At 62.6% G+C, this 25,173-nt stretch carries 25 protein-coding genes, 1 tRNA gene and 1 other RNA gene; 15 read left to right on the top strand and 12 right to left on the bottom strand.

Annotation, left to right across the window (positions count from 1 at the left end; translation table 11 throughout):
• The first annotated feature begins 52 nt into the window (after positions 1–52).
• From QM615_RS12035 to QM615_RS12025, 3 genes are read left to right on the top strand one after another with little or no spacing between them, the layout of a single operon-like run.
• Complete coding sequence (locus QM615_RS12035) at positions 53–907, top strand: tryptophan 2,3-dioxygenase (RefSeq protein ID WP_269595547.1); 855 nt, start codon at positions 53–55, stop codon at positions 905–907.
• Positions 904–2,115, top strand: coding sequence for a kynureninase (kynU, locus tag QM615_RS12030; RefSeq protein ID WP_283347356.1), 1,212 nt, complete (start codon positions 904–906; stop codon positions 2,113–2,115). The genes QM615_RS12035 and kynU overlap by 4 nt, the downstream gene beginning before the upstream one ends.
• Positions 2,096–2,932 (top strand): PaaX family transcriptional regulator, encoded by an 837-nt coding sequence (locus QM615_RS12025; protein WP_269595549.1) that lies wholly within the window; start codon positions 2,096–2,098, stop codon positions 2,930–2,932. Before kynU ends, QM615_RS12025 begins: the two co-directional genes overlap by 20 nt.
• Here QM615_RS12025 and QM615_RS12020 read toward each other — a convergent pair.
• From QM615_RS12020 to gluQRS, 3 genes are all read right to left on the bottom strand, one after another.
• Positions 2,929–3,672, bottom strand: a complete 744-nt coding sequence (locus QM615_RS12020; RefSeq protein ID WP_269595550.1) for a queuosine precursor transporter — start codon at positions 3,670–3,672, stop codon at positions 2,929–2,931. The two genes, QM615_RS12025 and QM615_RS12020, sit on opposite strands and share 4 nt — an antisense overlap.
• A gap of 78 nt (positions 3,673–3,750) precedes the next feature.
• On the bottom strand, positions 3,751–4,623 hold the full coding sequence (locus QM615_RS12015) for a hypothetical protein (protein ID WP_269595551.1): 873 nt from the start codon (positions 4,621–4,623) through the stop codon (positions 3,751–3,753).
• Positions 4,624–4,726: 103 nt separating this feature from the next.
• Entirely contained in the window at positions 4,727–5,587 is an 861-nt protein-coding gene (gene gluQRS / locus QM615_RS12010) for a tRNA glutamyl-Q(34) synthetase GluQRS (protein WP_269595552.1), read from the bottom strand.
• Between the two features lie 295 nt (positions 5,588–5,882).
• Here gluQRS and QM615_RS12005 point away from each other — a divergent pair, with 295 nt between their 5' ends.
• Positions 5,883–6,812 carry a hypothetical protein gene (locus tag QM615_RS12005; RefSeq protein WP_283347355.1) on the top strand — a complete coding sequence of 310 codons (930 nt, stop codon included), beginning with the start codon at positions 5,883–5,885 and terminating at the stop codon, positions 6,810–6,812.
• Positions 6,813–6,824: 12 nt separating this feature from the next.
• Positions 6,825–8,222, top strand: coding sequence for a P-loop ATPase, Sll1717 family (locus QM615_RS12000; RefSeq protein ID WP_502941877.1), 1,398 nt, complete (start codon positions 6,825–6,827; stop codon positions 8,220–8,222).
• Between the two features lie 249 nt (positions 8,223–8,471).
• Here the strand turns inward: QM615_RS12000 and QM615_RS11995 are convergent, their stop codons facing one another.
• Entirely contained in the window at positions 8,472–9,062 is a 591-nt protein-coding gene (locus QM615_RS11995; RefSeq protein ID WP_269595554.1) for a TIR domain-containing protein, read from the bottom strand.
• A gap of 76 nt (positions 9,063–9,138) precedes the next feature.
• On the opposite strand from QM615_RS11995, the gene QM615_RS11990 reads away from it, so the two are divergent.
• Positions 9,139–10,032: a DUF4231 domain-containing protein gene (locus QM615_RS11990; protein WP_269595555.1), complete on the top strand. Its 894-nt coding sequence runs from the start codon at positions 9,139–9,141 to the stop codon at positions 10,030–10,032.
• Between the two features lie 335 nt (positions 10,033–10,367).
• Here QM615_RS11990 and QM615_RS11985 read toward each other — a convergent pair whose 3' ends face one another.
• The 4 genes from QM615_RS11985 to QM615_RS11970 are packed head-to-tail and all read right to left on the bottom strand — an operon-like array spanning position 10,368 to position 14,213.
• A complete protein-coding gene (locus QM615_RS11985; protein ID WP_269595556.1) occupies positions 10,368–11,399 on the bottom strand; it encodes an ABC transporter ATP-binding protein in 1,032 nt (343 codons plus the stop codon).
• On the bottom strand, positions 11,396–12,169 hold the full coding sequence (locus tag QM615_RS11980; RefSeq protein WP_269595557.1) for an ABC transporter permease: 774 nt from the start codon (positions 12,167–12,169) through the stop codon (positions 11,396–11,398). The genes QM615_RS11985 and QM615_RS11980 overlap by 4 nt, the downstream gene beginning before the upstream one ends.
• Positions 12,166–13,005 carry an ABC transporter permease gene (locus QM615_RS11975; protein WP_269595558.1) on the bottom strand — a complete coding sequence of 280 codons (840 nt, stop codon included), beginning with the start codon at positions 13,003–13,005 and terminating at the stop codon, positions 12,166–12,168. Before QM615_RS11975 ends, QM615_RS11980 begins: the two co-directional genes overlap by 4 nt.
• A complete protein-coding gene (locus tag QM615_RS11970; protein WP_269595559.1) occupies positions 13,002–14,213 on the bottom strand; it encodes an ABC transporter substrate-binding protein in 1,212 nt (403 codons plus the stop codon). Before QM615_RS11970 ends, QM615_RS11975 begins: the two co-directional genes overlap by 4 nt.
• Before the next feature lie 167 nt (positions 14,214–14,380).
• Here QM615_RS11970 and QM615_RS11965 point away from each other — a divergent pair, with 167 nt between their 5' ends.
• A complete protein-coding gene (locus tag QM615_RS11965) occupies positions 14,381–15,049 on the top strand; it encodes a TVP38/TMEM64 family protein (RefSeq protein WP_269595560.1) in 669 nt (222 codons plus the stop codon).
• Entirely contained in the window at positions 15,046–15,657 is a 612-nt protein-coding gene (locus QM615_RS11960) for a CDP-alcohol phosphatidyltransferase family protein (protein WP_283347353.1), read from the top strand. The genes QM615_RS11965 and QM615_RS11960 overlap by 4 nt, the downstream gene beginning before the upstream one ends.
• On the opposite strand, the gene QM615_RS11955 is transcribed toward QM615_RS11960, so the two are convergent.
• Positions 15,629–17,092: a dihydrolipoyl dehydrogenase family protein gene (locus QM615_RS11955; protein ID WP_283347352.1), complete on the bottom strand. Its 1,464-nt coding sequence runs from the start codon at positions 17,090–17,092 to the stop codon at positions 15,629–15,631. The genes QM615_RS11960 and QM615_RS11955 overlap by 29 nt on opposite strands.
• 36 nt (positions 17,093–17,128) lie before the next feature.
• Here QM615_RS11955 and QM615_RS11950 point away from each other — a divergent pair, with 36 nt between their 5' ends.
• Genes QM615_RS11950 through QM615_RS11940 form a run of 3 tightly spaced genes read left to right on the top strand, consistent with a single transcriptional unit; the run spans position 17,129 to position 19,353 of the window.
• Complete coding sequence (locus tag QM615_RS11950) at positions 17,129–17,776, top strand: class I SAM-dependent methyltransferase (protein WP_269595563.1); 648 nt, start codon at positions 17,129–17,131, stop codon at positions 17,774–17,776.
• Between the two features lie 59 nt (positions 17,777–17,835).
• Positions 17,836–18,702, top strand: a complete 867-nt coding sequence (locus QM615_RS11945; protein WP_269595564.1) for an alpha/beta fold hydrolase — start codon at positions 17,836–17,838, stop codon at positions 18,700–18,702.
• A gap of 33 nt (positions 18,703–18,735) precedes the next feature.
• Positions 18,736–19,353, top strand: a complete 618-nt coding sequence (locus QM615_RS11940) for a dihydrofolate reductase family protein (RefSeq protein ID WP_269595565.1) — start codon at positions 18,736–18,738, stop codon at positions 19,351–19,353.
• Positions 19,354–19,365: 12 nt separating this feature from the next.
• On the opposite strand, the gene QM615_RS11935 is transcribed toward QM615_RS11940, so the two are convergent.
• Positions 19,366–20,088 (bottom strand): mycothiol-dependent nitroreductase Rv2466c family protein, encoded by a 723-nt coding sequence (locus tag QM615_RS11935; RefSeq protein WP_269595566.1) that lies wholly within the window; start codon positions 20,086–20,088, stop codon positions 19,366–19,368.
• A 29-nt stretch (positions 20,089–20,117) separates the two neighbouring features.
• Positions 20,118–21,026 (bottom strand): LysR family transcriptional regulator, encoded by a 909-nt coding sequence (locus QM615_RS11930; RefSeq protein ID WP_149407250.1) that lies wholly within the window; start codon positions 21,024–21,026, stop codon positions 20,118–20,120.
• Between the two features lie 137 nt (positions 21,027–21,163).
• On the opposite strand from QM615_RS11930, the gene QM615_RS11925 reads away from it, so the two are divergent.
• Both QM615_RS11925 and QM615_RS11920 read left to right on the top strand, forming a co-directional pair.
• Positions 21,164–22,579, top strand: a complete 1,416-nt coding sequence (locus QM615_RS11925; protein ID WP_094669902.1) for an MFS transporter — start codon at positions 21,164–21,166, stop codon at positions 22,577–22,579.
• Positions 22,576–23,322 (top strand): 3-hydroxybutyrate dehydrogenase, encoded by a 747-nt coding sequence (locus QM615_RS11920; RefSeq protein WP_269595567.1) that lies wholly within the window; start codon positions 22,576–22,578, stop codon positions 23,320–23,322. The genes QM615_RS11925 and QM615_RS11920 overlap by 4 nt, the downstream gene beginning before the upstream one ends.
• A 210-nt stretch (positions 23,323–23,532) precedes the next feature.
• Here the strand turns inward: QM615_RS11920 and QM615_RS11915 are convergent.
• Positions 23,533–23,620 (bottom strand) — tRNA-Ser (locus QM615_RS11915).
• A 95-nt stretch (positions 23,621–23,715) separates the two neighbouring features.
• On the opposite strand from QM615_RS11915, the gene ffs reads away from it, so the two are divergent.
• Both ffs and QM615_RS11905 read left to right on the top strand, forming a co-directional pair.
• An RNA gene (gene ffs, locus QM615_RS11910) (signal recognition particle sRNA small type) lies at positions 23,716–23,810 on the top strand.
• A 53-nt stretch (positions 23,811–23,863) separates the two neighbouring features.
• The gene (locus tag QM615_RS11905) at positions 23,864–25,150 is read left to right on the top strand and encodes an aspartate aminotransferase type Ic (protein ID WP_269595568.1); all 1,287 of its coding nucleotides are present in this window, start codon (positions 23,864–23,866) and stop codon (positions 25,148–25,150) included.
• The last annotated feature ends 23 nt before the right edge of the window (positions 25,151–25,173 follow it).

Below are 25,173 nucleotides of genomic sequence, written 5' to 3'. Positions count from 1 at the left end.
CATGTTTCTGTAATACTCTGTCGAGATCAGCCCATCACCTCGAGGACCAGCCATGAGCGTCGAAGGCAATACCCGCGCGATAGAGAAGACAGTCGTCACCGACTTCAGCGACCGTATGAGTTACGGCGCGTACCTGGACCTCGACACGTTGCTCAGCGCCCAGAAGCCGGTGAGCACCCCCGAGCATCACGACGAACTGCTGTTCATCATTCAGCACCAGACCACCGAACTGTGGCTCAAGCTGGTGCTGCACGAGACCCTTGCCGCACGGGCGGCTCTCGATGCCGACGACATCGGTACCGCGCTGAAATGTGTGGCCCGGGTCAAGCACATCCAGAAGACGTTGACCGAGCAGTGGTCGGTACTGGCCACTCTCACCCCGACGGAGTACTCGCAGTTCCACGACTTCCTCGGCAACTCGTCGGGTTTCCAGTCGTATCAGTACCGGGCGGTGGAGTTCGTCCTGGGCAACAAGAATGCGGGCATGCTGACGGTCTTCGAGTCCGATCCGGCTGCTCATCAACAGCTTTCGACTCTGCTGCACCAACCGAGCCTGTACGACGCCTTCTGGCAGTCGCTGGCGCGGCAGGGGTACGACGTACCGGCATCGGCGCTCGATCGCGACGTCACCACCGCGTACACGTTCAACGAGGACCTGATGCCGCTGATCAAGTTCGTCTACGAGAATCACACCGAACATTGGGCGGTGTATGAGGCCTTCGAAGAGTTCGTCGATCTCGAGGAGAATTTCCAGCTGTGGCGCTTCCGGCACATGCGGACGGTGCTCCGTACCATCGGAATGAAGAGCGGGACAGGAGGCTCGAGTGGTGTCGGATTTCTGCAGAAGGCACTGGAACTCACCTTCTTCCCCGAATTGCTCGCTGTGAGAACGGACATCGGACGATGACGGAACGCGCACTCGAACTCGACGAGAAGGATCCACTCCGCAGCTACCGCGACAAATTCCTCGGTAGCGACGACCCGTCGATCAGCGCGTATCTCGACGGCAACTCGCTGGGCCGGCCCACCAAGGCCAGCGTCGAACGGATCAACACCTTCATGACGCAGGGCTGGGGTGGACGCCTGATCCGTGGCTGGGACGAGCAGTGGTTCGACCTCCCCGTCACCATCGGCGACGCCCTGGCCGACGCCACCCTGGGGGCAGCGCCCGGTCAGACCACCATCGGCGATTCGACGACGGTACTGCTGTACAAGCTGGCACGGGCGGCGATCGCCATGCGGCCGGGCCGCACCGAGATCGTCATCGACCGCGACAACTTCCCGACCGACCGATACTTGCTCGAAGGCATTGCAGCAGAACTGAACATGACGCTGCGGTGGATCGAGACCGACCCTCGCGGTGGCATCACGCCGGAACAACTTGCCGAGGTGGTGGGGGAGAACACCGCCTTGGTGGTGATCACCCACGTCGCCTACCGGTCTGGCTTTCTCGTCGACGTCGCCGAGACGACGCGCATCACGCATGCTGCCGGAGCACTGATGCTGCTGGACGTGTGCCACTCCGTCGGATCGGTACCGCTCGAACTCGATTCCTGGGGAGTGGATCTGGCCGTCGGGTGCACCTACAAGTACCTCAACGGAGGACCCGGATCGCCGGCTTTCGCGTACGTGCGCAGTGATCTTCAAGGCGATTTCGTCCAACCGATCTGGGGCTGGATGGGTCGCGCCGATCCGTTCGAGATGGCGCAGGGTTACGTTCCGGCACAGGGTATTCGACGCGTCATCAGCGGCACGCCGTCGGTGTTCGGGATGATCGCGATGCAGGACACCATCGAGATGATCGCCGAGGTGGGGATGGACGCGATACGCGCAAAGTCCGTCGCACTCACCGAATACGCGCTCGAACTCGTCCGCGAGATGCTGGTTCCGCTCGGGGTGGAGATCGCCTCACCCGAGGACTCGAATCGACGGGGCGGGCACGTCACCATCGACCATCCCGAGTTCAAGGCGATCACCGCTCGCCTGTGGGAGAAGGGCGTCATCCCGGATTACCGCGCGCCGCAGGGTATTCGCCTGGGATTGAGCCCTCTCAGTACTTCCTACCGAGAGGTGTATCTGGGAATCGTGGCGATCCGTGACGAACTCCGCGTCTAGCACTGCCGGGGCGATCCTCGACGACTTCGACTCTCGTCCGGGAAGCGCCACCTCACTGGTGCGCACGGTGCTCGGGGCCTACGTTCGCCCGCTCGGAGGGTGGTTCGCCATCGCCGATGTCGTCGTCTGGATGGACGCGCTCGGGGTGCCACCGGAGAGCACGCGCATCGCGGTGGCAAGGTTGAAGAAGAAGGGCGTCGTCGAATCGAGTAATCGTGAGGGCCGCACCGGCTATCGCATCACCGAGCAGGCCGACGCCATGTTCGCGCGCGGCGACGGTCGGATCTTCGGGTTCCGGCGGATGGCCGACGGCGATCCGTTTCGGCTCATCTCGTTCACCATCCCCGAGACCCAACGCGCCGCACGCCACCAGCTGAGGCGTCGACTCACCGGAATAGGCTGCGGCACAGTGTCGCCCGGATTGTGGATCGCACCCGACTACCTCGCGGACGAGGCCAGAGCCATCGTCGACGCGTTGGAGCTTTCGCCCTACGTGACGACGTTCGTCGCCTCCGAGGTCGCGCCGCCGACCACGTTGCGTGAGAGCGCAGCGCAATGGTGGGACCTGGCCGGCATCGCCGATCGGCATCGGGCATTTCTTTCCGCTTACGAGACCGTCGCCCCGGCTCGGAATCCGCGGGACGCGTTCGTCACGTTCGCGACGCTGCTCGACGAGTGGCGCGTCATTCCCTACGTCGACCCGGGCCTCCCACCGTCCATGACGCCGGAGGACTGGCCGGGAACCCGGGCCGTCGCGACCTTCGAGGCAGCGCGAGGGCGCTACCTCGAGGTCAGTCGAGAATGGGTTGCGAGCTAACTGCTCTGGTACGACGGTTCGCGCTTCTTGATGTACGAGATGACGCGGTACGTGATGGGAAGGACGAGGACCTCGACGAGTGTCTTCCACAGGAATCCGACGACGACGTAGTTGGTGAAGTCGGTCCACGTGCTGATGCCGATGACGCCTGCGGCGATGGCGCAGAAGATCAGCGTGTCGAAGAATTCGCCGACGACGGTCGAGCCGATCAGGCGCGCCCACAGGTGCTTTTCCTTGGTGCGTTCCTTGATCTTGACCAGGACGTAGGAGTTGAGGAGCTGGCCGACGGCAAAGCCGGCGAGACCGGCGAGGACGAGTCGGGGAACGACACCGACGACGGTTTCGAGTGCCTCTTGGTTCTCGTAGAACGAGGCGGCGGGGAGTTCGATGGCGATCCAGAAGCACACCGAGGTGAGGATGAGGGAGCCGAAGCCGAGGTAGATCGCGCGGCGTGCGGCTTTGAAGCCGTAGACCTCGCTGAGGACGTCGCCGAGAATGTAGGCGAGGGGGAACAGGAAGAATGCGCCGTCGGTATTGATCGGCAGGATCTGCAGTGGTCCGAGCATGACGTCGGACGAGGCGAAGAAGGCGACACCTTTGCTGGCGGCCACGTTCGAGATCAGCAGCGTCGCGACGAAAAGCGCGACGATGGTGGGGTAGTAGCCCCGGCTGATGTGAGCGAACGTGGCCTGCCCAGACTCGGTGCCGCCGTTGGCGGCGGTGTGTTCGGTAGTAGTCACTGCTCGATCCAAGCACCGAGACGACGATGGGCGCGAATCCCGGGTGAGGGATGCGCGCCCATCGAGGCGGATCTCAGGTCAGGCGACGCGTCCGCGCACCGTGACGCGGTAGGCGTAGGTTCCGGCGATGATCGTGATCGGAATGGTCACCAGCAGGCCGACTACGAGCAGTATCGCGCCGAGGACGTTGAGGCCGAACAGGGCGAGCGCCAGCACGAAGATCGTGCCACCGTTCGACGCGATCGCCTTGGCGCTGGCCTTGATGGCGGGGATCGGTTCGTCGCCGCGGTCGATGACGAATTGGAAGGTCCACCACGTGAAGAACGTGACGACGAGTCCGGGGATGACCAGCAGGATGTAGCCGATGCCGGTTGCGATGCCGACGAGGACGCCGGCGATGACGATGGCGAAGACGTTGTTGAACTGGAAGAACGACCCGAACGCGGGCTTCATCCCGTCCACCTCGTGCAGAGCGCCGCGGACGAGTGCCGCCTGAATGAGGAGCGTGGCGACTCCGACGATGACACTGAAGATCAAGCTGAGGACGAAGTTGTCGGAGCTCAACACGTAGTTCAGAACGCCCTGGATGATCGCGGCGATGAGGACTATGCCGATCCAGACGAGGGCATTTTCCTTGAATTTGTTGAAGCCGTAGCCGATGGCCGTTCCCACGGACAGCTGCGTCGGCATCGGTGACTCACCGAAGGCCGGAGGCGGCGGATAGTTGCCCTGCGGGGGCGGTGGGTAGTTGCCGGGTGGTGGGTAGTTGCCCTGCGGAGGAGGTGGGTAGTTGCCGGGTGGTGGGTAGCCGCCCTGCTGAGGTGGTGGGTAGTTGCCCTGGGGCGGTGGTGGGTAGTTGCCCTGGGAAGGTGGCGGGTAGCCGCCCTGCGGCGGGGGATAGCCGCCGGGGTTCTGTGGATCCTTGTCGGGGTCGTAGCCGCCTGAGGTCATCGTGTCCTTCTCCCTCGGGAAGAGTTGTCGCGGCTACTGTACGTCCGATTCCTCCCGAGTTGGGCCCTGTCGCATTGCAACGTGATCTCGATCGGTTCGTAGATCAGAGATTCGCGGGGTCGAACACCCACGGTTCGCGCGGTACCCGCGTCGGCTTCCACTGTTCGAGCAGTTCCTCGGCGTTCTTCGCATTCGGCATGCCGAGCGAGGCGGTGATGAGCGACCACGCGTCGGGCCGCTCGCGCAGTGTCACAGCGCCGTCCCGCTTGGCCAGACGCTTGCCCTCGATATTGAGCGCGAGGGGCACGTGAACGTACGTCGCGGGGGTGAGGCCGAGGAGCTGAGCGAGATATCCCTGCCGCGGGGCGGAGGTGAGGAGGTCGTCACCGCGCACGATCTGGTCGACGCCTTGCGCGCCATCGTCGACGACGACGGCGAGGTTGTAGGCGGGGACGCCGTCGGATCGGCGAAGGACGAAGTCGTCCACCTGGCCTCGGAACAGACCGTGCAGCTGATCGACGACGGTGAATTCGGTTACCTGCGAACGCAATCGGATGGCGGGTGGGCGGTCCTTCGCTGCTTTCTGGTCCGCGGTCAGGTTTCTGCAGGTGCCGGGATACGCGCCGTCGGGAGCATGGGGTGCGGATGCGGCCTGTTGGATTTCCCGACGCGTGCAGAAACATTCGTACGTCAGCCCGGCGGCGGTGAGCGAGCGAATCGTGGCGTCGTAGATGTCCCGACGCTCGGATTGCCGCATGATCGACCCGTCCCAATCGAGTCCGATGGCGGCGAGGTCATCGAGTTGACGTTGCTCCGAGCCGGCTTTCACGCGATCAAGGTCTTCGACGCGCATCACGAAACGTCGTTCAGTGGAGCGGGCGAAGAGCCAGGCCAGCAAGCCTGTGCGCAGATTGCCGAGATGAAGATCGCCGGAGGGACTGGGTGCAAAGCGTCCGGCGGGCATGAGAGCAGCCTAGTTTCAGGTTCTTGAACATGCGAGGTGAGTGGCCGTAGTCCTGGACACTGAGGCTGACCGACCAGCAGTTAACGACAGCCACGGCGAACTAGTACTCTTGATTGCGGCAGAAAACTGCAGCATTGCTGCCGCCACGATGTGCGTTGCCTATGGGCTCAGCGACCTCGAAGGTACCCGACTGCCAACCCAAAATTGTTCGTGGCACTATTCATAGATGCAGCATGACTCGAACGCGTCAGTGTTCTTTGCCTATGCGTCTCAGCCCGCATCATGCGATGAAGCCATGACCACTGCCGCCGGTGAACTCCGTGCTGTCGGGTTGTCCGCACGCACCTGGCGGGACATGAACCCTAGTGGCCAGATCTTGATCGATGCCATTACTCGATCGATCGACGAATCCAGTACCGTCGTTGCTGAGATTAGCTCCATGAACCGTAACGTTCTGTTCGAAGCCGGGTATGCGCTAGCCAAAAGCAAACGACTACTTTTCGCAATCGATGAATCCCTTGAGAGCGCTCGACGGCTCTGGGACGGTGTGCAGCTTTTCTCGACTATTGGCAGGTTGAACTACCACGGAAATGGCCACGACTTGGCCAGTTTAGTCTCGGCAAGTCTAGCTACGTCATCGGCCAGTGAGTCGCTGTTGACAAGCATTCTTTCTGAGGCAAAGCTTCCCCAGAACAATGCTGTTTTTGCACCTACGGTGCCCGTACGCTTTCAAGCTGCCGACATGCTGGATAAAGAACTTGGCAATCGCGGAACTATTCAGGTTTTGGCAAGTGGAGATGATTTGGGCCTCGCCCCATTAGCGTACTACGCCGGTGAAATAGCTCGATGCAGCGCGGCGATTTTTCATCTAATGAATCCGGACAGGACTCGTGGAACCGAGCATAACGCACGTTCCAGCTTTTTGGCCGGCTTGGCCTACGGCTGGGAAGTTCCAGTGCTGATGGTGGCTGAGTCCGAATATGTCAGTCCGCTTGACTATCGCGATCTGCTTTTCAACTACTCGACCGCAGCGCAGATGGTGCGACATGTCGACGATTGGCTTTCGAATCTTCCGTTGAAGCCTGGCAGTAGTCGGCGGCTAGGGCGACTCGCAATGGACCTTGATCTCCCGGTCAGTTCTTTCGGTCAGTATGTAGCAGAGAACGAGGACTCCCGGCTTGACGACTACTTCCTGCCGACAAACGAATTCACTAGTTTGGTGTAGGGTGATGCATCCATCTTTGTGGGCCGTAAAGGTACGGGAAAGACTGCGACAATGCTTCAAGCCGCAGCCGACCTAGCTAAAGACCGGCGCAATCTGGTTGTTAAAGTCAAACCGACCTCCTACGAGCTCGCCGGATTGGTTGAACTGGTCAAAAGATTCGAGGCGCACGCCGGAAGTGAATATCTGCTAAACAATCTGTGGAATTTTCTACTCTCCACAGAAGTTGCCTGCCGCCTCCTCTCTTCGGCTGACGACCACGCTGCCGGAATCGGAGGATCATCCCAGTTGGTGGCGTTGGACCGGCGTCTTGAAAACATGAAGGTTAACAGGGCGTCGGATTTATCTACCCGCTTGGAAGACGCCGTGCAGTTCATTGAATTAGGGTCTGTATCCGCGAGAGACGACCGAGAACTTCGCGAAGTGGTTAGTGCAGCGCTAAGCGTCCACTGGTTTAGGGAGCTCCACCGCGAAATTCGTGAGGCTGCAGCACTGCACTTCAAGCGTGTCGCTATCCTCATCGACAATCTTGATAAAACTTGGGAGCGGGGCGCAGACTTCGAAGCAATATCACGCTTTCTGTTAGCGCTTCTGAGCGCGTCGGGCCAGTTCAAGAAGTCACTTTTAAAAGGTACTGAGAAAATTGATTTGACCCTTGGTGTATTTATTCGATCTGATATCTACGAAATGATGACTAAGTATGCGCGCGAGCCTGACAAAATAGGTCCGTTGACCGTACATTGGAATGATTCATACCTATTAGTTCGAGTCTTGGAAGAACGGTACTCGATTAACCGGCGTCGACCCAAGGCGGCTGACGATGACATGTGGTCTTCGATATTTCCGGCCGAAGTGAATGGGCTTCCGTCGAAAGATTACATCCTTTGGCGAATCCTGCCAAGGCCTCGCGATATTATCTACTATGGTAACGCGGCTCTGACAACTGCCGTGAACCGTCGGCATTCGATGATCACTCAGGACGACATTGCAATGGCTGACGAAACTTACTCGCGCTTTGCGTACGACGCGCTTGTTGTTGAGAGTGAGGCGCAGGATTTTGACTTGGAAGAGGTTCTATATGAGTTCGCTGGATTAAACGCTAATTTGACGGAGGGCGAGTTAAACGGAATTTTCCAAACGTTTCCGCAGGATTTCTCAGATATTTTGTCATGGCTATTACGCACCTCGTTCCTTGGAATCGAGGTTCGAGAGGGCAAATTTGCGCATGTCGAGGGTCAGAAAGAGGTAGATAGAAAGTTACGGGTGGCCCGTCGGTCCTCAGAGCGTTCGGGACGCCCCATGCGCTTTCGTGTCCACCCTGCGTTTCGTCATTATCTCGACATCCGCGACGACGATTTGCACGCGCCTGGATTTGAAGACCTTACTCTCAAGACGGGCAACGAGCTTGATTAAGGGGCAGATCCGCTAAGATCGATCTTACGCAGCGGTAGTTGCCGCGGCAGTTTTTGACAGATGGTGAACAGATATGGTGGGGAAGGTTGGTAAAAGATTATGAATATTTCAGATTGAGTTAAAGCGAACAAATGACAGTAGGTGAAGTTTCGGTAGATGCGCAACCGTGATGGGTTTGCATTGGCATTGCTCAGCCGGACTGTTGACGCGAAAACTCGACATAGAAAATGGCTGATATATGGGTACGCGTCATGTGCATGGAGCGCTGCTAAGTCGCCGCGATCGCGAGTTGTTAATCAAAAGATTACGGGTGGTTCGTGCGGTGAAAGCGTCGCTAATAGACGTCCGTAGCGAACTCTTCGATGTTGGATAGGTTTCCCATCGCGCATAGCCGATGTCAACGCCGCTTTTCGTCCGTTCAATATTGTCTTTGATTCGAGCCTGTAAATCACCACCACTAGGAAGCCTGATGGCCAACAGTCCATTGACCTTACTTAGTTTACTACTTCTGAGTGAAGAGTAAACCTCCCAGTCAATGTAGCGCCGCGCCCAAGTGCACTTGCCCATCAGTGCGATTGTAACGGTCGAGTCTCCCAAGTATTTGGTGCGAATTCGGTCCATCACATAGTCGGAGTCGTTGCTGTCAATGAAATCATCCTCATCAGTAACCCCTACAGTCTTGGCAATAAACTCTGTCCCGAATTCATTGATAAACTCAGTAACTTCGTCAATATCCGCAGCATGGTAGGACACAAAACACTTATGGCGCGTCGGGTCCTCCTTCCTAGCCGCCACGCGTGCTGCAAAGGCTTCGAGTTGACGTTGTTGGTAGTGGCCCATGCTGACGCTCTCCTCAGGTTGGCTGGTTCGCGTGCCAGTATGGCGCAGGATGCCCCCAGGGGTGATGATTACGTGTATGACATTTGTCCAACGGGTGCCCGACACCGACATGCCGCAGCTCTTCCAGGCGGCAGATCGAGCTTCCATCGATGCTCAGCGTGCGCACGTCGAGGGCATTCGACGGCGCCTGCTCATTCTCTCGTTTGCGGCAATCGTCGGGGTCTTTTCGTGGCGGGTCGGCAGCGGTCGCATTGATCTGTGGGGCATCGTCGGTGTCCTCGCTTTCACAGCCGCGATGGCGATGGAGCTCGACGCATGGAAGTCCAGGCCTGACAAGACCTGGTACGACGGTCGAGCCGTAGCGGAGTCCGCCAAGACTCTGGCATGGAAGTTTGCTGTTGGTGCCCTGCCGTTCCCCTGCGAGATGGACCTCGCTGTGGCCCGGCGGGCACTGGTTGAACGATTGCAAGAGGTGCAGAGCTCGTTTCAAGGTTTAGAAGTTGCAGCGCTAGACGCTCCAGCAATTTCGCAGTGGATGGTTGACCAACGTACCTCCTCATTGGAGGATCGCAAGAGGAGCTATTTGGCTGCACGGATTGAGGACCAAAAAAGTTGGTACGCCACGAATGCTCAGCTCAACAGGAAAAAGGCCCGTCAGTGGAGATCGGTGCTCGTACTCTGTGAATTCTTAGGGGTTGCATTATCGCTAGCTGTCGCGTTAGTGGAAAACCTGGTGGCGCTCTCGCCCGCTATTGCAGTACTTGTAGTGGCGACTGTGGCGTGGTCCGAGACCAAACAGTATGACTTCAATTCGCGCGCATACTCCGCCGCGGTAAACGATCTGGCAAACGCTGAAGCGAAGTTGGAACTGGCAATAGATGAATCGTCATGGGCTAAAGAAGTAGATGACGCAGAGGAGGCGATCAGCCGAGAGCATGTCATCTGGTGGGCAACACGATCACGCATTTGACGCAGTGACATGTGGCATTTACCAGTATCTAGTACTCTCGCTACTGGGTGGAAAGCAGAGTTTCCTGTCATTAAGCTCTGATTCGACCACGCACGCCAGCGCATTTTTCGTCGAGTAGTTACGGCATGCGGGATCTTCATGTTGCCGCCGCAGGAGGGGCTCGCAGGATTTTTAAACTGAGTAGAGTGCACTTCGGAGGGAATTGCGCACACATATCATGGGCTCCACGGAATTATCTATCGACGGTCAATTCGATAGCACTGTGCGGGTGGCTTTTCCGTATCGTTGTGGGTAATCCAACTAGATGACGGCCGATTGATTGCAATAGGTGGCCGTCAGGCGCCAGCTATAAACCGCGCCCCACCCGGAATCCGCAATCCCACTGCATCCCCGACCCGTACCGCAGATCCCGCCGCCAACTCCACTTTCACTATCGCCGACCCCACCGTCACGTCGGCAATGCTGCGAAATCCGGTAGGCCTCGAGCTCGAAACAACCCCTCGAATCCCGTTGTCATCCAGTGTGATCAGCTCATGCCGCAGCAGCAACACAGCAGGTCCGGCCGGCAGATCTACCCCGTCCACTTCCAACTCGCCGAGCTCGGAGCGATGCACACCAACCCCGTCCCACTGCCCCTCGATTTCGTTCATCCCACCCATCAGTCGCGAGACTGCCAACGTGCTCGGCCGCGTGTAGGCCGTCGCGATATCGGAGTGATGCTCCAAGCGACCGTCGATGAGCACTGCGACCGAATCGGCCAGCACCGCCGCTTCCTGTTGATCGTGGGTGACGAGCAGCAGAGTCTGATCCAGCGAAGTGCGCAATTCGCGAACCAGGTCGTGCATCTCGGTGCGCAACACCGGGTCCAACGCACTGAAGGGCTCGTCCAACAACAACACTCGCGGCGAACCGGCGAGTGAGCGCGCCAACGCCACCCGCTGGGCCTGCCCGCCCGACACCTCGGACACTGCACGATCACCGATGTCACCGAGATGGACCAGGTGGAGGTACTCCCGGGCCCGCTCGCGCGACCGCTTGCGACTCTCCCCGGCAGCGCGGTACGCGAAGCCGATGTTGTCCAGTACCGACATGTGCGGGAACAACATCGGACGCTGGAACACCATCCCGACGCCGCGGTTCTCGGCCGCAACACCGTCCACCTCGTGGCCGTCGATGCGCACCGTGCCGGCGGTGGGTGAATCCAGTCCCGCGATGAGCCGCAGCGCAGTGCTCTTGCCCGAGCCCGAGGGCCCGAGAATCGCCGTACACGAACCCGGCGGCACGGTGAGATCCAACGAATCCAGAGCCGCAACCGATTGACCAGCATGAACTTTCGTGAGCCCGTGAACGGACAACTCGACGCTCATCGTGCACTCCTCCGACGTAGCCGGGCCAGCATGAGCACCAGCAACAGCGGCGGCACGACGGCGGCGACCGACAGCGCAGCCACCACTGAATCGTTGCCGGTCCCGGCTGCGAACGAGGCGACGAGAATGGGCACGGTGACCAGTCTGCCTCCACCGATCAACAAGGTGATCACGTAGTCGCTCCACGCCACGAGGAACGCGAGCAGTGCCGCCCCCGCCAACGCCGGGGCCAGTAGCGGAATGCGAATCCTCCGCAGCACCATGGCACTCGAGGCACCGAGCGTGCGCGCCTCTTCCTCGTAGCCGATGTCGTACGCGCCGAATGCCACTCGCATCAGGTACGTCGTATACGGAATGGCCGCGACGGTCAGCAGTGCGATCACCGCCACCGTGCTCGGAATGCGCGAGCGCAGCACCAGAACATCGAGTCCCAACGCCACGGCGAACGGCGGCAGGGCCAGTGGTGCGAAGAGAACTCCGGCCACCACAGCGGGGAAACGCACGGTTCCGTTCACCAGCGCGCGAGCAGCCAACGCGCCCAATGGTGTTGCGATGGCGGCGACGGCGAGAGCGAGCAGGGTCGATCGCACGAACGCCTCGACGCCCCCGGCGTCGAGGGCGCTGCGGACGCCGTCGAATCCCCATTCCTGCGGAATCGAACCGGGAAACGACCAGCGATTGCTGATGGCCCACAATGCAACCGGAATCAGCGGCAGCAGGAACCACAGGACCAAAACGGACCTGCCGACAGCGGGAAGAACCCTGTTCATTTCCACGCTGCCGATCTGCGCAGATAGTGCAGGGCCAGCGCGGCCACGACCACCGTCAGAGCGGTGGCGACCGTCGCGGCAGCTGCTGCCTGTGGGCGCGTCTGAAGGTCGATCGAGGTGAAGAGGCGAATTGCCATCACCGACAACGGCTCCGGATACGGTCGACCCAGAATGCGGGCCACCTCGTAGGAACCGACGGTGTAGGCGAACGCGATGGCCGCCGACGCGATCAGCGCGGGACGAGCCAACGGCAGAGTGACCAACCGGAGCCGAGCCCACCGGCCGGCACCCAAAGTCGCCGCCGTCTCTTCGAATGCGGCGACTCGGGTGGCGAGCGTTCCGGCCACGACGACGGCTACGAAAGCCGATTCCTTCCAGGCATATTCGGCGACGACAGCGATCCACCACCGCCCGCCGACCAACTCCGGCCAACCGCCGTCGGTGAGTCCGAGAATGCGGGGCAGCATGCCCGAATCCGCCAGCAACAGGGCCATCGCGGCCGTGCCGATCAGGTGGGGCACCGTCACCGTCAATCCGGCGGCCACGAGCACAGCGCGCGTACCCGACAAGGCCGTCAGCGCCGCGGCAAGCCCGATCACCGTGGCCAACGCTGTCGAGACGACGGCGATCGACAGCGTCAACGCCACCGAGCGCCACAGGTCACCGCCCAGCGCGGAGTACGCGTCGACCGATAGTTCGGGGGTTCCGACCAACGGCATCAAACCGAGGCTCTGCAGCACCACGGTTCCGAGACCGCAGCCGACGACCAGAACAACCAGCACGACGGCGGGGAGCACCGCCGCCGTCCCGCGAAAGCTCTTCGTGGACGCGCTCACTGACCGGCGAGCACGCTTCGACGCCAACCCTCGTCGACCGGCGAAACCCAATCGGCCGAGAGTTCGGGATGCGCGTTTTCCGAAAGCTCCTCGTAGGAGGGCAGAACCGTCGAGCTCGGCAACGCCTCGAACCGGGCGCGGGCGTCATCGGGCAGTCGGTCGATATCGAGCACGGTGAACTGCCCCCACACTTCCGGCGTCGCCTTCTCGAGTTGTTGCTCGGGCGACAACGCAAGATTGGCGACCACCTGTGCCGCGGCCGACTTCCCCGACGTCGACGGAATGGCAAGGAAACTCGCATTCCCGACGGTTCCCTCGTCGATGGTCAGCACGCGTGTCTCCGGTGGGAAGGTGCCGTCGGCGACGAGCTTGGGGAGGGTCGCGGGGCCGTACGTCATGGTCATGTCGACCTGGCCACCGGCGTAGAGGGCGTCGAGCTCGGAGGAGGACTGCGGGTACGTCGTTCCCTCGCGCCACAGTGACGGGGCGAGTTCGTTCAACTGATCGAACAATGCCGGGGCGAGTCGGTCGTAGGAGTCCTGGTCGAATTGAGCGGGAACCTCGTCGACGCCGCCGGAGGCATTGATCAACGCCTCACGTACGAACACCGAGCCGGTGAAGTCCGGGGGAGCGGGGTAGGTGAAGCGGCCCGGGTTCGCTCGGGCCCAGTCGAGGACGCCGTCGAATGTCGTCGGCGGATCAGGGATGGCTGCCGCGTTGTAGACGAGGGTGAATTGAGCTTTGTGCCAGGGTGATTCGCAGTTCTCGACCGGGGTGCCGAAGTCGTCGAGCAACAGAGGATCCTCGGGATCGGTCAGATCCATGTTGGGCAGATTCTGCGTCCAGCCGCACAGCCACGCGCCTGCCTGCTTACCGGTGCCGAAGTTCGCGCCGTTGACCCACACCAGATCCACTTCGCCGTCGGTGACCCCGGCCTGCCGCTCGGACAGGATGCGGTTGACGGCGTCGGTCGTCGATTCCACCGGTACGCGGCGCAGCGTGACACCTTCGGCAGCGGCCGCGGGGGTGAGCACGTCGTCGACGTAGGCATTGCCCTGCTCGTCGCCGCCGTACATCCACAGCGAGACGGTCTGCCCCTGCGCCTGCTGTTCGATCTCGCTCCACGACTGCGCCTCGGCAATCGGCGCTTCCGAATCCGGCGCAGCGCAGGAGGTCAGCAGCAGCCCTGCGCTCGCCGCAATCGTCACTGCGCACCGTACTGAACGAATCACCGTGGGCCCTCCAGATCAAGAAAACAGCCGTCGTCGACGCTGCCCTCACCACCGTAATCGGTCGAATGAGACAACCGCTGAACACGCGGGCACACGGGTCTTGTGCACAATGGATCCTGACCGCCGGACGAGAGGCACATACCGTGACGCAGGACCGCCCGACGCGTAGTCGCCGCGGCACGACCCTGAAATTGCTCGCGGCTGCCGTGCTCGTCATCGCTCTGGTGATCGTGCTCGGCACCGTCGACCTACCCGACCCGTCGTTCATCCGTGACCGAGTGGCGTCGGCCGGGCCGTGGGGCATCGCGCTGTTCGTGGTGCTCTATGCCGTCCTGTCGGCCACTCCGTTCCCCGCCAGCACGTTGACCATCGCGTCGGGCCTCCTGTTCGGGTTGGCGGTGGGTGCAACCGTCGTGGTGTTCGCCGCCACGATGGGGGCGTATCTCGGGTACTGGGGAGCGCGGGCGCTGGGACGCGGCCAGGTGGCCCGCACCGAATGGGACAGGCTCCGCCGGCTCGACGCCATGCTCGGACGACGCGGATTGCTATCGGTGCTGCTCGTGCGTCTGGTGCCGCTGCCGTTCTCCTTGGTCAACTACGCGGCCGGAGTCAGTGCGGTGGGTCAGCGTGACTACGTGGTGGGGACGATGGTCGGCATCGTGCCCGCGACCGTCGCCTACACCGCCCTCGGGGCCTACGGAACGTCTCCGTTCTCGTGGCCGTTCGCCATCGCATTGCTCGCCGTGCTGGCCATCGCGGCCGGTTCGGCGCTGTTGGCACGCCGCCTGGGACTCACCGGCGCAGCCGAATGATCGACAGCTATCTGCGCCGCCACCTCGAAGGCCCGCTCGATCGCTGTGCCCGCGCCCTCGACCGCCCCGCGATCACCCCCGACCGCATCACCGCCGCCGGACTGGTGCTCGGCCTCGGTAGTGCTTTGGCCGCGGGGCTGCAGTTCTGGTTGCTCGCCTTGGTGTTGTGGATCGTTTCCCGCATCGCCGACGGCCTGGACGGGCCACTTGCGCGTCGGCGTTCCAATACGGGCGGCGCCGGCGGATTCTTCGACATCACCGCCGATTTCGTGGTCTACGGCACGACGGTGGTGGGCGTCGCGGTCGGTGCCTCGGCCGGATACGACGCCCCGTGGTGGCCGTTCTTGCTGGTGCTGTTGGCGTACTACATCAACGGCACCGCGTTCCTGGCGTTCTCCTCGATCGCCGAGCGCACCGGCCGCACCATCGACGACGGCCGATCGCTGTCGTTCCTCGGCGGCTTGGCCGAGGGTGCCGAAACCATTGCGGTGCACAGTCTCTGGCTACTGCTGCCCGGTATCTCGTGGCAGATCGCGGTGGTCTGGGCGGCGGTGGTCGCGGTGAGCTCCTGTCAGCGCATCATCGCCGGGTATCGCGCCCTCTCCTGATCCATACACTCCTGCCTTTCGCCAAGGCCCCAACTGCTCGGGAAATCACTGGAGAACCCAACTGCGCCTTCACGTCTGCTATCGCCGCGTTCCACGGACCATCGTTGTAGGTCGGATACGGGTGCGTGGCTCCGGCGAGGTCGCGGGTACGCAGCCCCTGCTCGATGGCGATGATCAGCTCCCCGATCGTCTCGCCCGCTCGCGGTCCCACCACACAGGCCCCGACGATGCGACGCTTGGCATCGAGCACCAGTGTCGTCGATCCGTTCGTCGCTTTCTCGGTGACGGCTCTGTCGACGTGATGGTGGTCGAGCGTCTGCAGTCTGAGCCCGCGCTCCCTAGCGGTCCGCACATCGATTCCCGCCGAGGCGATCTCGGGATCGGTGAACGTCACCCGCGGAGTTCCCGTCGTACTCACTTTTCGGTTCAGACCGAGTGCCGCATTGCTCGCAGCCAGACTGCCGTGCACACCGGCGGTGTGCGTGAACTGCGGATGTCCGGTGAGATCTCCGGCCGCCCAGATACGGGGATTGGTGGTCCGAAGATTCTCGTCGGCACGCACGAATCCGTTGTTCTCCACTTCCACACCGGCCGTGTCCAAGCCGATCGACGACGTGCGCGGAGTCCTTCCGGTGGCGATGAGTACTCGATCGAATTGGATCTCGACACCCGTATCGGTCACGGCCGAGCTTTTGTCGATGCGTACGACGGCGGTGGAGGTCAGGACGCGCACGCCCTCGTCGGTCAACGCCTGCGTCAGGACCGACGAGGCCTCAGGGTGCTCGCGAGGCAGGATCGTGGCCGACCGTCCGACGAGGGTGACGTCCGATCCCAGACGCGAGAATGCTTGCGCCATTTCACAACCCACCGACCCGGCTCCGACGATCAGCAGTCGCTGCGGCAAGTCCTTCAGATCCCACAGGGTGTCGCTGGTCAGGTAGTCCACGTTGTCGATGCCGTCGATCGCGGGCACCGTGGAATGCGCGCCGGTGGTCACGATCGCCTGACCGAAATGGAGTATCCGCGTACCGACTTTCACCGTGTTCGGACCCGTGAAAACAGCGTCCCCGCTGATCACCTGGACTCCCGCCTCGGTGAGGGCCTCCGGTGAATCGATCGGCGCGATCTCGGCGATCGAGCCGTGCACGTGCTGCATCACGCGCGCGAAATCCACGATCGGCGGCTGGGTGACGATGCCGAAGCGGGACGCGGATCGAACAGTCTGTGCCACCGAGGCCGCCGCGAGGAGCGCCTTGGACGGCACGCATCCGGTCCACAGGCAGTCGCCTCCGGTCCGCTCGCGCTCGATCAGCACGACGCGAACGCCGAAGCCCGCCGCGGTCTTCGCCGCCACGATGCCGGCGGTGCCGCCGCCCACCACAACCACGTCGGCGCGGTTCTCGGGCACACTCGAAGACGAACGACGGATTCCCATACTTCCCACTATGCCCGCGCCCTGGAGAGACCCGACATGAGACGACCGACGAAATACACGATGTCGGCCCGCCTGTACGACGTGATCTCCTTCGAATGGCCGGTGTATCGAGCCGGTCGGGAGTCGGCGTTCGAGCTGCTGAATCTACCTGCCGGAAGCCATGTTTTGGACCTCGGCTGCGGGACGGGACTGAACTTCGCCGGGTTGCAGCGGATGATCGGGCCGACCGGCTCGATCACCGGAGTCGACGCCAGCTCACAGATGCTCGAACAGGCCAGGCGGCGAGCCGACCGAGCAGGCTGGGACAACATCACGCTGGTCGCCGCCGACGCCACGGCCCTCACCAGCGCGGATCTGGGCGAGGCTGAGTTCGATGCTGCGCTCAGTACGTATGCACTCTCGCTGATGACGCCGTGGCAGGCGGCCCTCGACTCGATGATCTCGCACACTCAAGTGGGCGGAGTAGTTGCCGTCGTCGACATGCAGCGGCCCGTCGGACGAGCCGCTGCCTGGACCCCGCTGGCGAAGCTGGCATGCCGACTCGGAGGGTCAGACATCGAGGCCCATCCGTGGACGGCGATGACGCCACTGCTGCGTGATCTGTCGACTCGCTCCGTTCGCGGCGGCCACATCCAGGTCCGCGTCGGGACTGTTGCATCACGCCCAGCAGCGCCGAGTTCGTAACCGACGCTCGCCTGCGTGACGACCGGTGAGTTTTTGCTCGCGCCGAGGTCCAACCGATCATGACTACACAGACCGTTTCCGTTCCCGGTGCGACCCTGACCTACGACGTGATCGGCGAGCTCGAGGCCGGGGTCACCCCCCTGCTGCTCATCGGTTCACCGATGGACGCGAGTGGGTTCGGTACGTTGGCGTCGCACTTCCGCGACCGGGTGGTCGTCACCTACGACCCGAGAAATGTCGGACGTAGTCGACGAGACGACGCGACCGCCGCGGTCACCTTCGGCGAACATGCCGACGACCTGCATGCAGTGCTCACTGCCGTCGGCCATGGTCCTGTCGATGTCTTCGCCTCCAGCGGGGGTGCGGTCAATGCGCTGGTTCTCGTCAGCAAGTACCCGTCCGACGTTCGAACGTTGGTTGCCCACGAACCGCCCGCCGGAGGCACTCTGCCGGACCGCGAGAACATCGCGACAGTGTGCGCACACATGGTGGCCACGTACGACGCTCACGGCCGCGGCCAAGCGATGGCCGAATTCATGTCGCTGCTGATGCACGCGGGCCCCATCGACGACGCGTTCTTCGCTCGCCCGGCACCTGCCCCGGCGCAGTTCGGCCTTCCGACCGAGGACGACGGAACCCGCGACGATGCCCTGATGTCCAACATGCGAGGGGGAGGAGTCGATTTCGCGCCGGATGTCGATGCATTGCGTGCTGCTCCCACCACTGTGGTGATCGGAGTAGGTGAAGAATCCGGCGGCCCAGAGGACGGTCACATCGCTGCTCGCGCAGCGTATTCGACTGCAGCGCTCCTAGGATCGGAGCCGATTGTCTTTCCCGGCGGCCACTCGGGATTCCTCGGCGGCGAATTCGGTCAGACCGGTAAGCCGACAGAATTTGCCGAGAGTCTGCGAAAAGTATTGAGCTGAAGAAGATTCCGTCTTACAGAACCAGGAGCAATCATGGGCCTCATCACGTTGGAGTTGTTCGCCACCCTCGACCTCGTCGCACAATCACCAGGAAGCCCCGAGGAAGATCCCGAGAACTTCCCCTTCGGTGGTTGGCAGGCTCCTCTGCTCGACGAGGTCTCCGGAGCACAGGTCGACGCCGCATACGAGGGCACGGATGCGCTCCTGCTCGGCCGACGCACCTACGACATCTTCGCCGCCTACTGGCCGAACCAAAAAGGCTCGTTCGCAACGCTGTTCAACGCCATACCGAAATACGTGGCCTCGCGCGGCACACCCGATCTGCGGTGGGACGGTTCGACTCAACTCGGACCGAACCTGGTCGATGCGGTGCGTGAGATCAGAGATCGACACGACCACATCAAAGTGGTCGGAAGCCTCGATCTGGTTCAGACGCTGTTGCGCGAGAAGCTTTTCGATCGACTCGATCTGTGGGTGCATCCCATCCTGCTGGGAGTGGGAAAGAGAGTGTTCGCCGACGGCACCGTGCCCAGCAATCTGACGTTGCTCGAGCCACCGGCCGTCGACGGGAATGGCACCGTCTACCTGCGGTACGGCCTCGATGCCGGAACCCCGGGAACCGGCAACATGGACGACGTCCTGGGCGACTAGTTCTGCGGGAACTCACTTCTTCTGGCGTCGGCTCCCGCCGTGCCAGTCCTGCTGCACGCCCGCTTCGTCTTCCTGCACGCCGAGGGCCTTGAGTTGTGGAAGCTCACGCAGACTGCGCTTCATCTCGGCGAATCCGGGGAAGCGAGCGAGTCCGATCACGTTGTCCCACAGCGGCACTGCCTCCTCGTCGCTGGGCAGTCGGCTGATCACCGGCCCGAAGAACGCGACGCCGTCCGGCGGCTCGAAGGCGATGATCGGGGTTCCGACGTCCTTGCCGGTGAGCGAGAGAGCGTGATCGGTTTCGGCTCGGATCTCCTCGTCGAGCGACGAATCATCCAGTGCTGCAGTGTGATGGGTGGGCAGTCCGAGTTGTTCGAGGATCGGCCCCAGGAATTGTGCGGTGCCGCGATGGCCGTGGCTCGTAGCGTCGTCGGGCACCACCTCGGTGTCGAAGATGTGGGTGCCGAGGGCCTCGTACAGTGGCCCGATCGTTGCCGATCCGTGCTCACGACGAATAGCGGCAGCAGCCCGCAGCAGTCGTAGACCTGCGGTGTGGCCGGCCTCGTACTCGGGCGGGAAGTGGGCGTCGTAGTCGATGTGCGAGTTGAGCAGTCGCAGCGAGATGAACCGCCAGTCGACGGTGTAGTCGCGCTGGGCCTGAACCTTGCGAACCCATTTGCTGGTCATCCAGGCGAACGGGCACACAGGATCGAAATAGAACTCGATATCTGTCATCGGGGGACTCTCCTTGTGGACGTAGGTATTCAGTGTTCACCCAACAGTGCCGAACGTTGTTCGGTGACGACGGCGCGGATGGCGTCGACCACCGCCGACACCTCCGGCCGTCGCAGGGTTTCGGTACGCGTGACGAGCCAGTAGGTCAGTTTCACCGCGATGGCGTCGGGCAGGACTCGTCGGAGGTCGGGGTGGCGATCGGCCATGAAGCACGGCAGCAGTCCGATGCCCGCGGATGCGCGGGTGGCCTCGACGTGGACGAAGACGTTGGTGGAGGTGACCGATTCGCGCATCGTCGGGGTGAAGTTGGGGGCCAGATCGAGATCGTCGACGTGCAGCATCGAATCGATGAAGTAGATGAACGGGTGTGCGGAGAGATCGGCCGGCACCTGCGGAGTTCCGTGGTCCTCCAGATAGTCCTCGGAGGCATAGAGGCCGAGTAGATAGTCCCCGAGCCGGATGGCCTCGGCGCGATGCACTTGCGGTTGCCCGACGACGATCTCGATGTCCAGGCCCGATCGTTGCTGCGACGCGCGCCTGGTGACCGCCACGATTTCCACGGACACGCGCGGATGAGCGCGCTGCACCCGCGCCGCGGCCGGAGCCGCGATATAGGCACTGAATCCGTCGGTCGCCGAAATTCGCACGACGCCTTCCAGCGCGCCGACATCGCTCGAGACGAGGGTGCGCAGCGCATCCTCGACGGCCTCCGCCGCGGCCAGCGCGCCGCGGCCCAGCTGCGTCAGTTCCCAGCCACCGGCACCACGGGTGAGGACCCGGCCGCCGAGCGTGTCCTCGAGTGCGGCGATGCGTCGGGAAATGGTCGTGTGGTTGATGCCCAGGTCGTCGGCGGCCGAGCTGTAGCGACCGGTGCGACTGACAGCGAGCAGCACCAGCAGGTCGTCTGCACTGGGGATCTTCGCGCCACCGAGCGTCATGTGTGCAGTTTTGCAGATCCGACCTGCGTTCATGGCTCTTGCGCCCACAAACATCTGCACCAATACTCAGACCAGCCCGCAGTTGTGTGGTCCATCACATGCATGAACGTGACGTGCTGAGTAACACAGGAGAAAACATGAGCGTCGATCAGCCGCTGACAGAACGACCAGAACCGGATCCCGATGCCACGCCCACAGGCCTGAAGAAGGTCGTCGGGGCGTCGATGGCCGGCACCATCGTCGAGTGGTACGAGTTCTTCCTCTACGGCACCGCCGCAACGCTGGTGTTCAGCAAGATCTTCTTCGCTGCCGGAACCAGTGAGCTCGACGCGATCCTCGCGGCCTTCGTCACCTACGCCGTCGGCTTCGTCGCACGTCCGTTGGGCGGCATCGTCTTCGGTCACTACGGCGACAAGTACGGCCGAAAGAAGTTGCTGCAGTTCAGCCTCGTCCTCGTCGGCGGGGCCACGTTCCTCATGGGCTGCCTACCGACCTTCGAGGCCATCGGCTACTGGGCACCGGGACTGCTGGTGACCCTGCGATTCATCCAGGGCTTCGCCGTCGGCGGCGAATGGGGCGGCGCGGTTCTCCTTGTCGCAGAACACAGCCCGAACAAGTCCCGCGGATTCTGGGCCAGCTGGCCGCAGGCAGGCGTCCCCGCAGGCAACCTGCTCGCCACCGTCGCGCTGCTCGTCCTGACGACCACACTGTCCGACGAAGCCTTCCTCAGCTGGGGCTGGCGCGTCGCATTCTGGCTCTCCGCCGTCATCGTCTTCGTCGGCTACTACATCCGCACCAAGGTCTCCGACGCCCCGATCTTCCTCGAGGCTCACAAGCAGGCCGAGGTCATCAAGGCCGCGTCGTACGGCGTCTTCGAGGTCGTGAAGCGTTACCCGCGTGGCGTGTTCACCGCGATGGGACTGCGCTTCGGTGAGAACGTCATGTACTACCTCGTCGTCACCTTCTCCATCACGTACCTCTCGGTCGAGGTGGGTACCGACACCTCCACGATCCTGTGGTGGATGCTCATCGCCCACGCGATCCACTTCTGCACGATTCCGTTGGTGGGCAAGCTCGCCGACCGCGTCGGACGTCGCCCGGTCTACTTCGCCGGAGCCGTCACCGCAGCGACGTGGGGCTTCTTCGCCTTCCCGATGATGAACAGCGGCCACAACGTCGTCATCATGCTGGCCATCATTATCGGCCTGATGTTCCACGCCTTCATGTACGCCACGCAGCCGGCCATCATGGCCGAGATGTTCCCGACGCGGATGCGGTACTCCGGTGTATCCCTCGGCTACCAGGTCACCTCGATCGTCGCCGGTTCGCTGGCCCCGATCATCGCGGTCAAGCTGCTCGACATCTACGGCTCGTCCGTCCCGATCGCGGTGTACCTGGCCGTGGCCTGCGCGATCACCGTCGTGGCCGTCGTCGTCGCTCGGGAGACCAAGGGACTGGCGCTCGAAAGCATCGACATCGCCGACGCCAAGAACCTGGCCACCGAGGCCGAGCTGGCGAAGGCCGGTCTGCTCGACAAGACTGCACAGCGATGACCGACCTGAACGGACGCTCCGCCCTCGTCACCGGGGGAGCGTCCGGCATCGGGGCCGCATGTGCGCGCGAGCTCGCCGGTCGCGGTGCCCGCGTCACCGTCGCCGATGTGAACGACGTTGCCGCAAAGGAATTGGCGTCGGAGATCGGCGGAGACGTCTGGTCGGTGGATCTGCTCGACACCACCGCGTTGGACGACCTCCGCCTGGACGTCGACATCCTCGTCAATAATGCGGGCATCCAAACCGTCGCACCGATCGTCGACTTCGACCCGGGCGCATTCCGCAGAATCCAGGCGCTGATGGTCGAGGCACCGTTCCTTTTGGTTCGAGCTGCGTTGCCGCACATGTACTCTCGCGGTTTCGGTCGAGTGGTGAACCTGTCCTCGGTGCACGGACTGCGGGCCTCGGAATTCAAGGTCGCCTACGTCACCGCGAAACACGCCCTCGAAGGACTGTCGAAAGTGACGGCCCTCGAAGGTGCCGCCCACGGTGTGACGAGCAACTGCGTCAACCCGGGATACGTCCGAACGCCTCTTGTGGAAACACAGATCGCAGACCAGGCCAAGGCACACGGCATCCCCGAGAACGAGGTACTCGAGAAAGTTCTGCTGACCGAGGCGGCCATCAAGAGACTCGTCGAACCGGCCGAAGTCGCCTCACTGGTGGGCTGGTTGACCTCCGAAAACGCCGGCATGGTGACTGGAGCGTCCTACACCATGGACGGTGGTTGGTCGGCTCGCTAGTTCGGCCCCCGCCCCGCGTCAATGGACCATCTGGCCGCGTCAATGTGACATCGACGCGGAGAGGTGAACTGGGTGGATGGACCACTGCATACGTCTGACCGGTGCAGTGGTCCATTGACGCGAACGGGGTGGGCGCGAACCAGAGCGGACGGGTGAACCACCTCGCCTCGAACAGCAAGAAGCCCCCGTGACATGTCACGGGGGCTTCTCTGGCGGAGGATAGGGGATTTGAACCCCTGAGGGCGTTAACCCAACCCGCGTTCCAGGCGAGCGCCATAGGCCACTAGGCGAATCCTCCGTGGGGGAGCTTACCCGGTTACCCCCACCATCTCCCAAATCGGGAGGCGTGAAGGGTGGTGATGTGTTGTCGGACGGGAGGCGGCTACACTTCCTAACGGATCCCGCGCGGCGCGCATCCTGTGAACTCCCCCAGGGCCGGAAGGCAGCAAGGGTCAATGGGCTCTGCCGGGTGCGCGGGGTCCCCTTTATTTCAGTGACATCGACACTGTCCGGGGAACCCGTCACCGAGAGGCCGCTCCGCATGCCAGCGCAAACCCAGTTGGGTCTGATGAACCATGAGGAGCTTGCCTCCGAGCACGAGCGGCAGAGCGCGAAGTACACGCAGCTCAAAGCCGAGAAGCTCACTCTCGATCTCACTCGCGGCAAGCCGTCGCCAGAGCAGCTCGATCTCGCTGCTGGCCTGCTGACGCTTCCGGGTGCGGATTACAAGGACGGCAACGGCACCGACTGCCGCAACTACGGCGGCCTCGCGGGCCTGCCGGAACTGCGTGCCATCTTCGGTGAACTGCTCGGCATCCCGGTGAAGAACTTGCTCGCCGGCAACAACGCCAGCCTCGAGATCATGCAGGACCTGGTGGTCTGGGCGCTGCTGCACGGGCTGCCCGATTCCCCTCGCGCCTGGTCGGCCGAGCCGAACGTGCGCTTCCTCTGCCCTTCGCCCGGCTACGACCGGCACTTCGCGATCACCGAAAGCTTCGGCATCGAGATGATCCCGGTTCCGATGGGGCCCGACGGCCCGAACGTGCACGAGATCGCCAACCTGGTGGCGTCGGATCCGCAGATCAAGGGCATGTGGGTGGTGCCGAACTACGCGAACCCCACCGGAGCCGTCTACTCGGAGGACGTCGTTCGCGCGCTGGCCACCATGCCTGCGGCCGCACCCGATTTCCGACTGTTCTGGGACAACGCCTACGCGGTGCATCCACTGACCGAGGAATTCGCGCCGTCGTACGACGTGTTGGGCATGGCCGCCGAGGCCGGGTTCCCCAACCGCCCGTTCGTGTTCGCGTCGACCTCGAAGATCACGTTCGCCGGTGCGGGGGTCAGCTTCCTCGGCAGTTCCGAGGAGAACCTCGCCTGGTACCAGAAGCATTTCGGCAAGAAGAGCATCGGCCCGGACAAGTTGAACCAGCTGCGGCACCTGCGCTTCTTCGGCGACGCCGCCGGTGTGCGGGCCCACATGGCCAAGCATCGCGAGGTCCTGGCCCCCAAGTTCGCTCTGGTGCAGCAGATCCTCGAGGACCGTCTCGGTGCGTCGAAGATCGCATCCTGGACCGAACCCAAGGGCGGCTACTTCATCAGCCTCGACGTGCTCGAGGGCACGGCCGCGCGGTCGATCGCGCTGGCCAAGGAAGCCGGAATCGCTCTGACGGCCGCCGGCTCGGCCTTCCCGTACGGAAAAGATCCGGAAGACAAGAACATTCGCCTCGCCCCGAGCTTCCCCTCACTCGGTGAGCTGGAGAAATCGATGGACGGCGTCGCGACCTGCGTTCTGCTGGCCGCGACCGAAAAGCTGCTCGAAGGCTGACGCACGTGAGCGGAACTTCGTAG

Origin of the sequence: Rhodococcus sp. IEGM 1341 (genome assembly GCF_030056895.1) — a bacterium.
In the GTDB taxonomy this organism is placed as follows: domain Bacteria; phylum Actinomycetota; class Actinomycetes; order Mycobacteriales; family Mycobacteriaceae; genus Rhodococcoides.
This window is presented reverse-complemented; position numbering and strand designations above follow the sequence as displayed.

Bases quoted from the DNA above. Each gene is read 5' to 3' on its own strand.
- QM615_RS12015 (WP_269595551.1), bottom strand. From the start codon at position 4,623: ATGACCTCAGGCGGCTACGACCCCGACAAGGATCCACAGAACCCCGGC.
- QM615_RS11985 (WP_269595556.1), bottom strand. From the start codon at position 11,399: ATGAGCGTCGAGTTGTCCGTTCACGGGCTCACGAAAGTTCATGCTGGT.
- QM615_RS11945 (WP_269595564.1), top strand. From the start codon at position 17,836: ATGACTACACAGACCGTTTCCGTTCCCGGTGCGACCCTGACCTACGAC.
- QM615_RS11935 (WP_269595566.1), bottom strand. From the start codon at position 20,088: ATGACAGATATCGAGTTCTATTTCGATCCTGTGTGCCCGTTCGCCTGG.
- QM615_RS12035 (WP_269595547.1), top strand. From the start codon at position 53: ATGAGCGTCGAAGGCAATACCCGCGCGATAGAGAAGACAGTCGTCACC.
- QM615_RS11990 (WP_269595555.1), top strand. From the start codon at position 9,139: ATGACATTTGTCCAACGGGTGCCCGACACCGACATGCCGCAGCTCTTC.
- QM615_RS11980 (WP_269595557.1), bottom strand. From the start codon at position 12,169: ATGAACAGGGTTCTTCCCGCTGTCGGCAGGTCCGTTTTGGTCCTGTGG.
- QM615_RS11920 (WP_269595567.1), top strand. From the start codon at position 22,576: ATGACCGACCTGAACGGACGCTCCGCCCTCGTCACCGGGGGAGCGTCC.
- QM615_RS11950 (WP_269595563.1), top strand. From the start codon at position 17,129: ATGAGACGACCGACGAAATACACGATGTCGGCCCGCCTGTACGACGTG.
- kynU (WP_283347356.1), top strand. From the start codon at position 904: ATGACGGAACGCGCACTCGAACTCGACGAGAAGGATCCACTCCGCAGC.
- QM615_RS11995 (WP_269595554.1), bottom strand. From the start codon at position 9,062: ATGGGCCACTACCAACAACGTCAACTCGAAGCCTTTGCAGCACGCGTG.
- QM615_RS11960 (WP_283347353.1), top strand. From the start codon at position 15,046: ATGATCGACAGCTATCTGCGCCGCCACCTCGAAGGCCCGCTCGATCGC.
- QM615_RS11905 (WP_269595568.1), top strand. From the start codon at position 23,864: ATGCCAGCGCAAACCCAGTTGGGTCTGATGAACCATGAGGAGCTTGCC.
- gluQRS (WP_269595552.1), bottom strand. From the start codon at position 5,587: ATGCCCGCCGGACGCTTTGCACCCAGTCCCTCCGGCGATCTTCATCTC.
- QM615_RS11940 (WP_269595565.1), top strand. From the start codon at position 18,736: ATGGGCCTCATCACGTTGGAGTTGTTCGCCACCCTCGACCTCGTCGCA.
- QM615_RS11930 (WP_149407250.1), bottom strand. From the start codon at position 21,026: ATGACGCTCGGTGGCGCGAAGATCCCCAGTGCAGACGACCTGCTGGTG.
- QM615_RS11925 (WP_094669902.1), top strand. From the start codon at position 21,164: ATGAGCGTCGATCAGCCGCTGACAGAACGACCAGAACCGGATCCCGAT.
- QM615_RS12005 (WP_283347355.1), top strand. From the start codon at position 5,883: ATGACCACTGCCGCCGGTGAACTCCGTGCTGTCGGGTTGTCCGCACGC.
- QM615_RS11955 (WP_283347352.1), bottom strand. From the start codon at position 17,092: ATGGGAATCCGTCGTTCGTCTTCGAGTGTGCCCGAGAACCGCGCCGAC.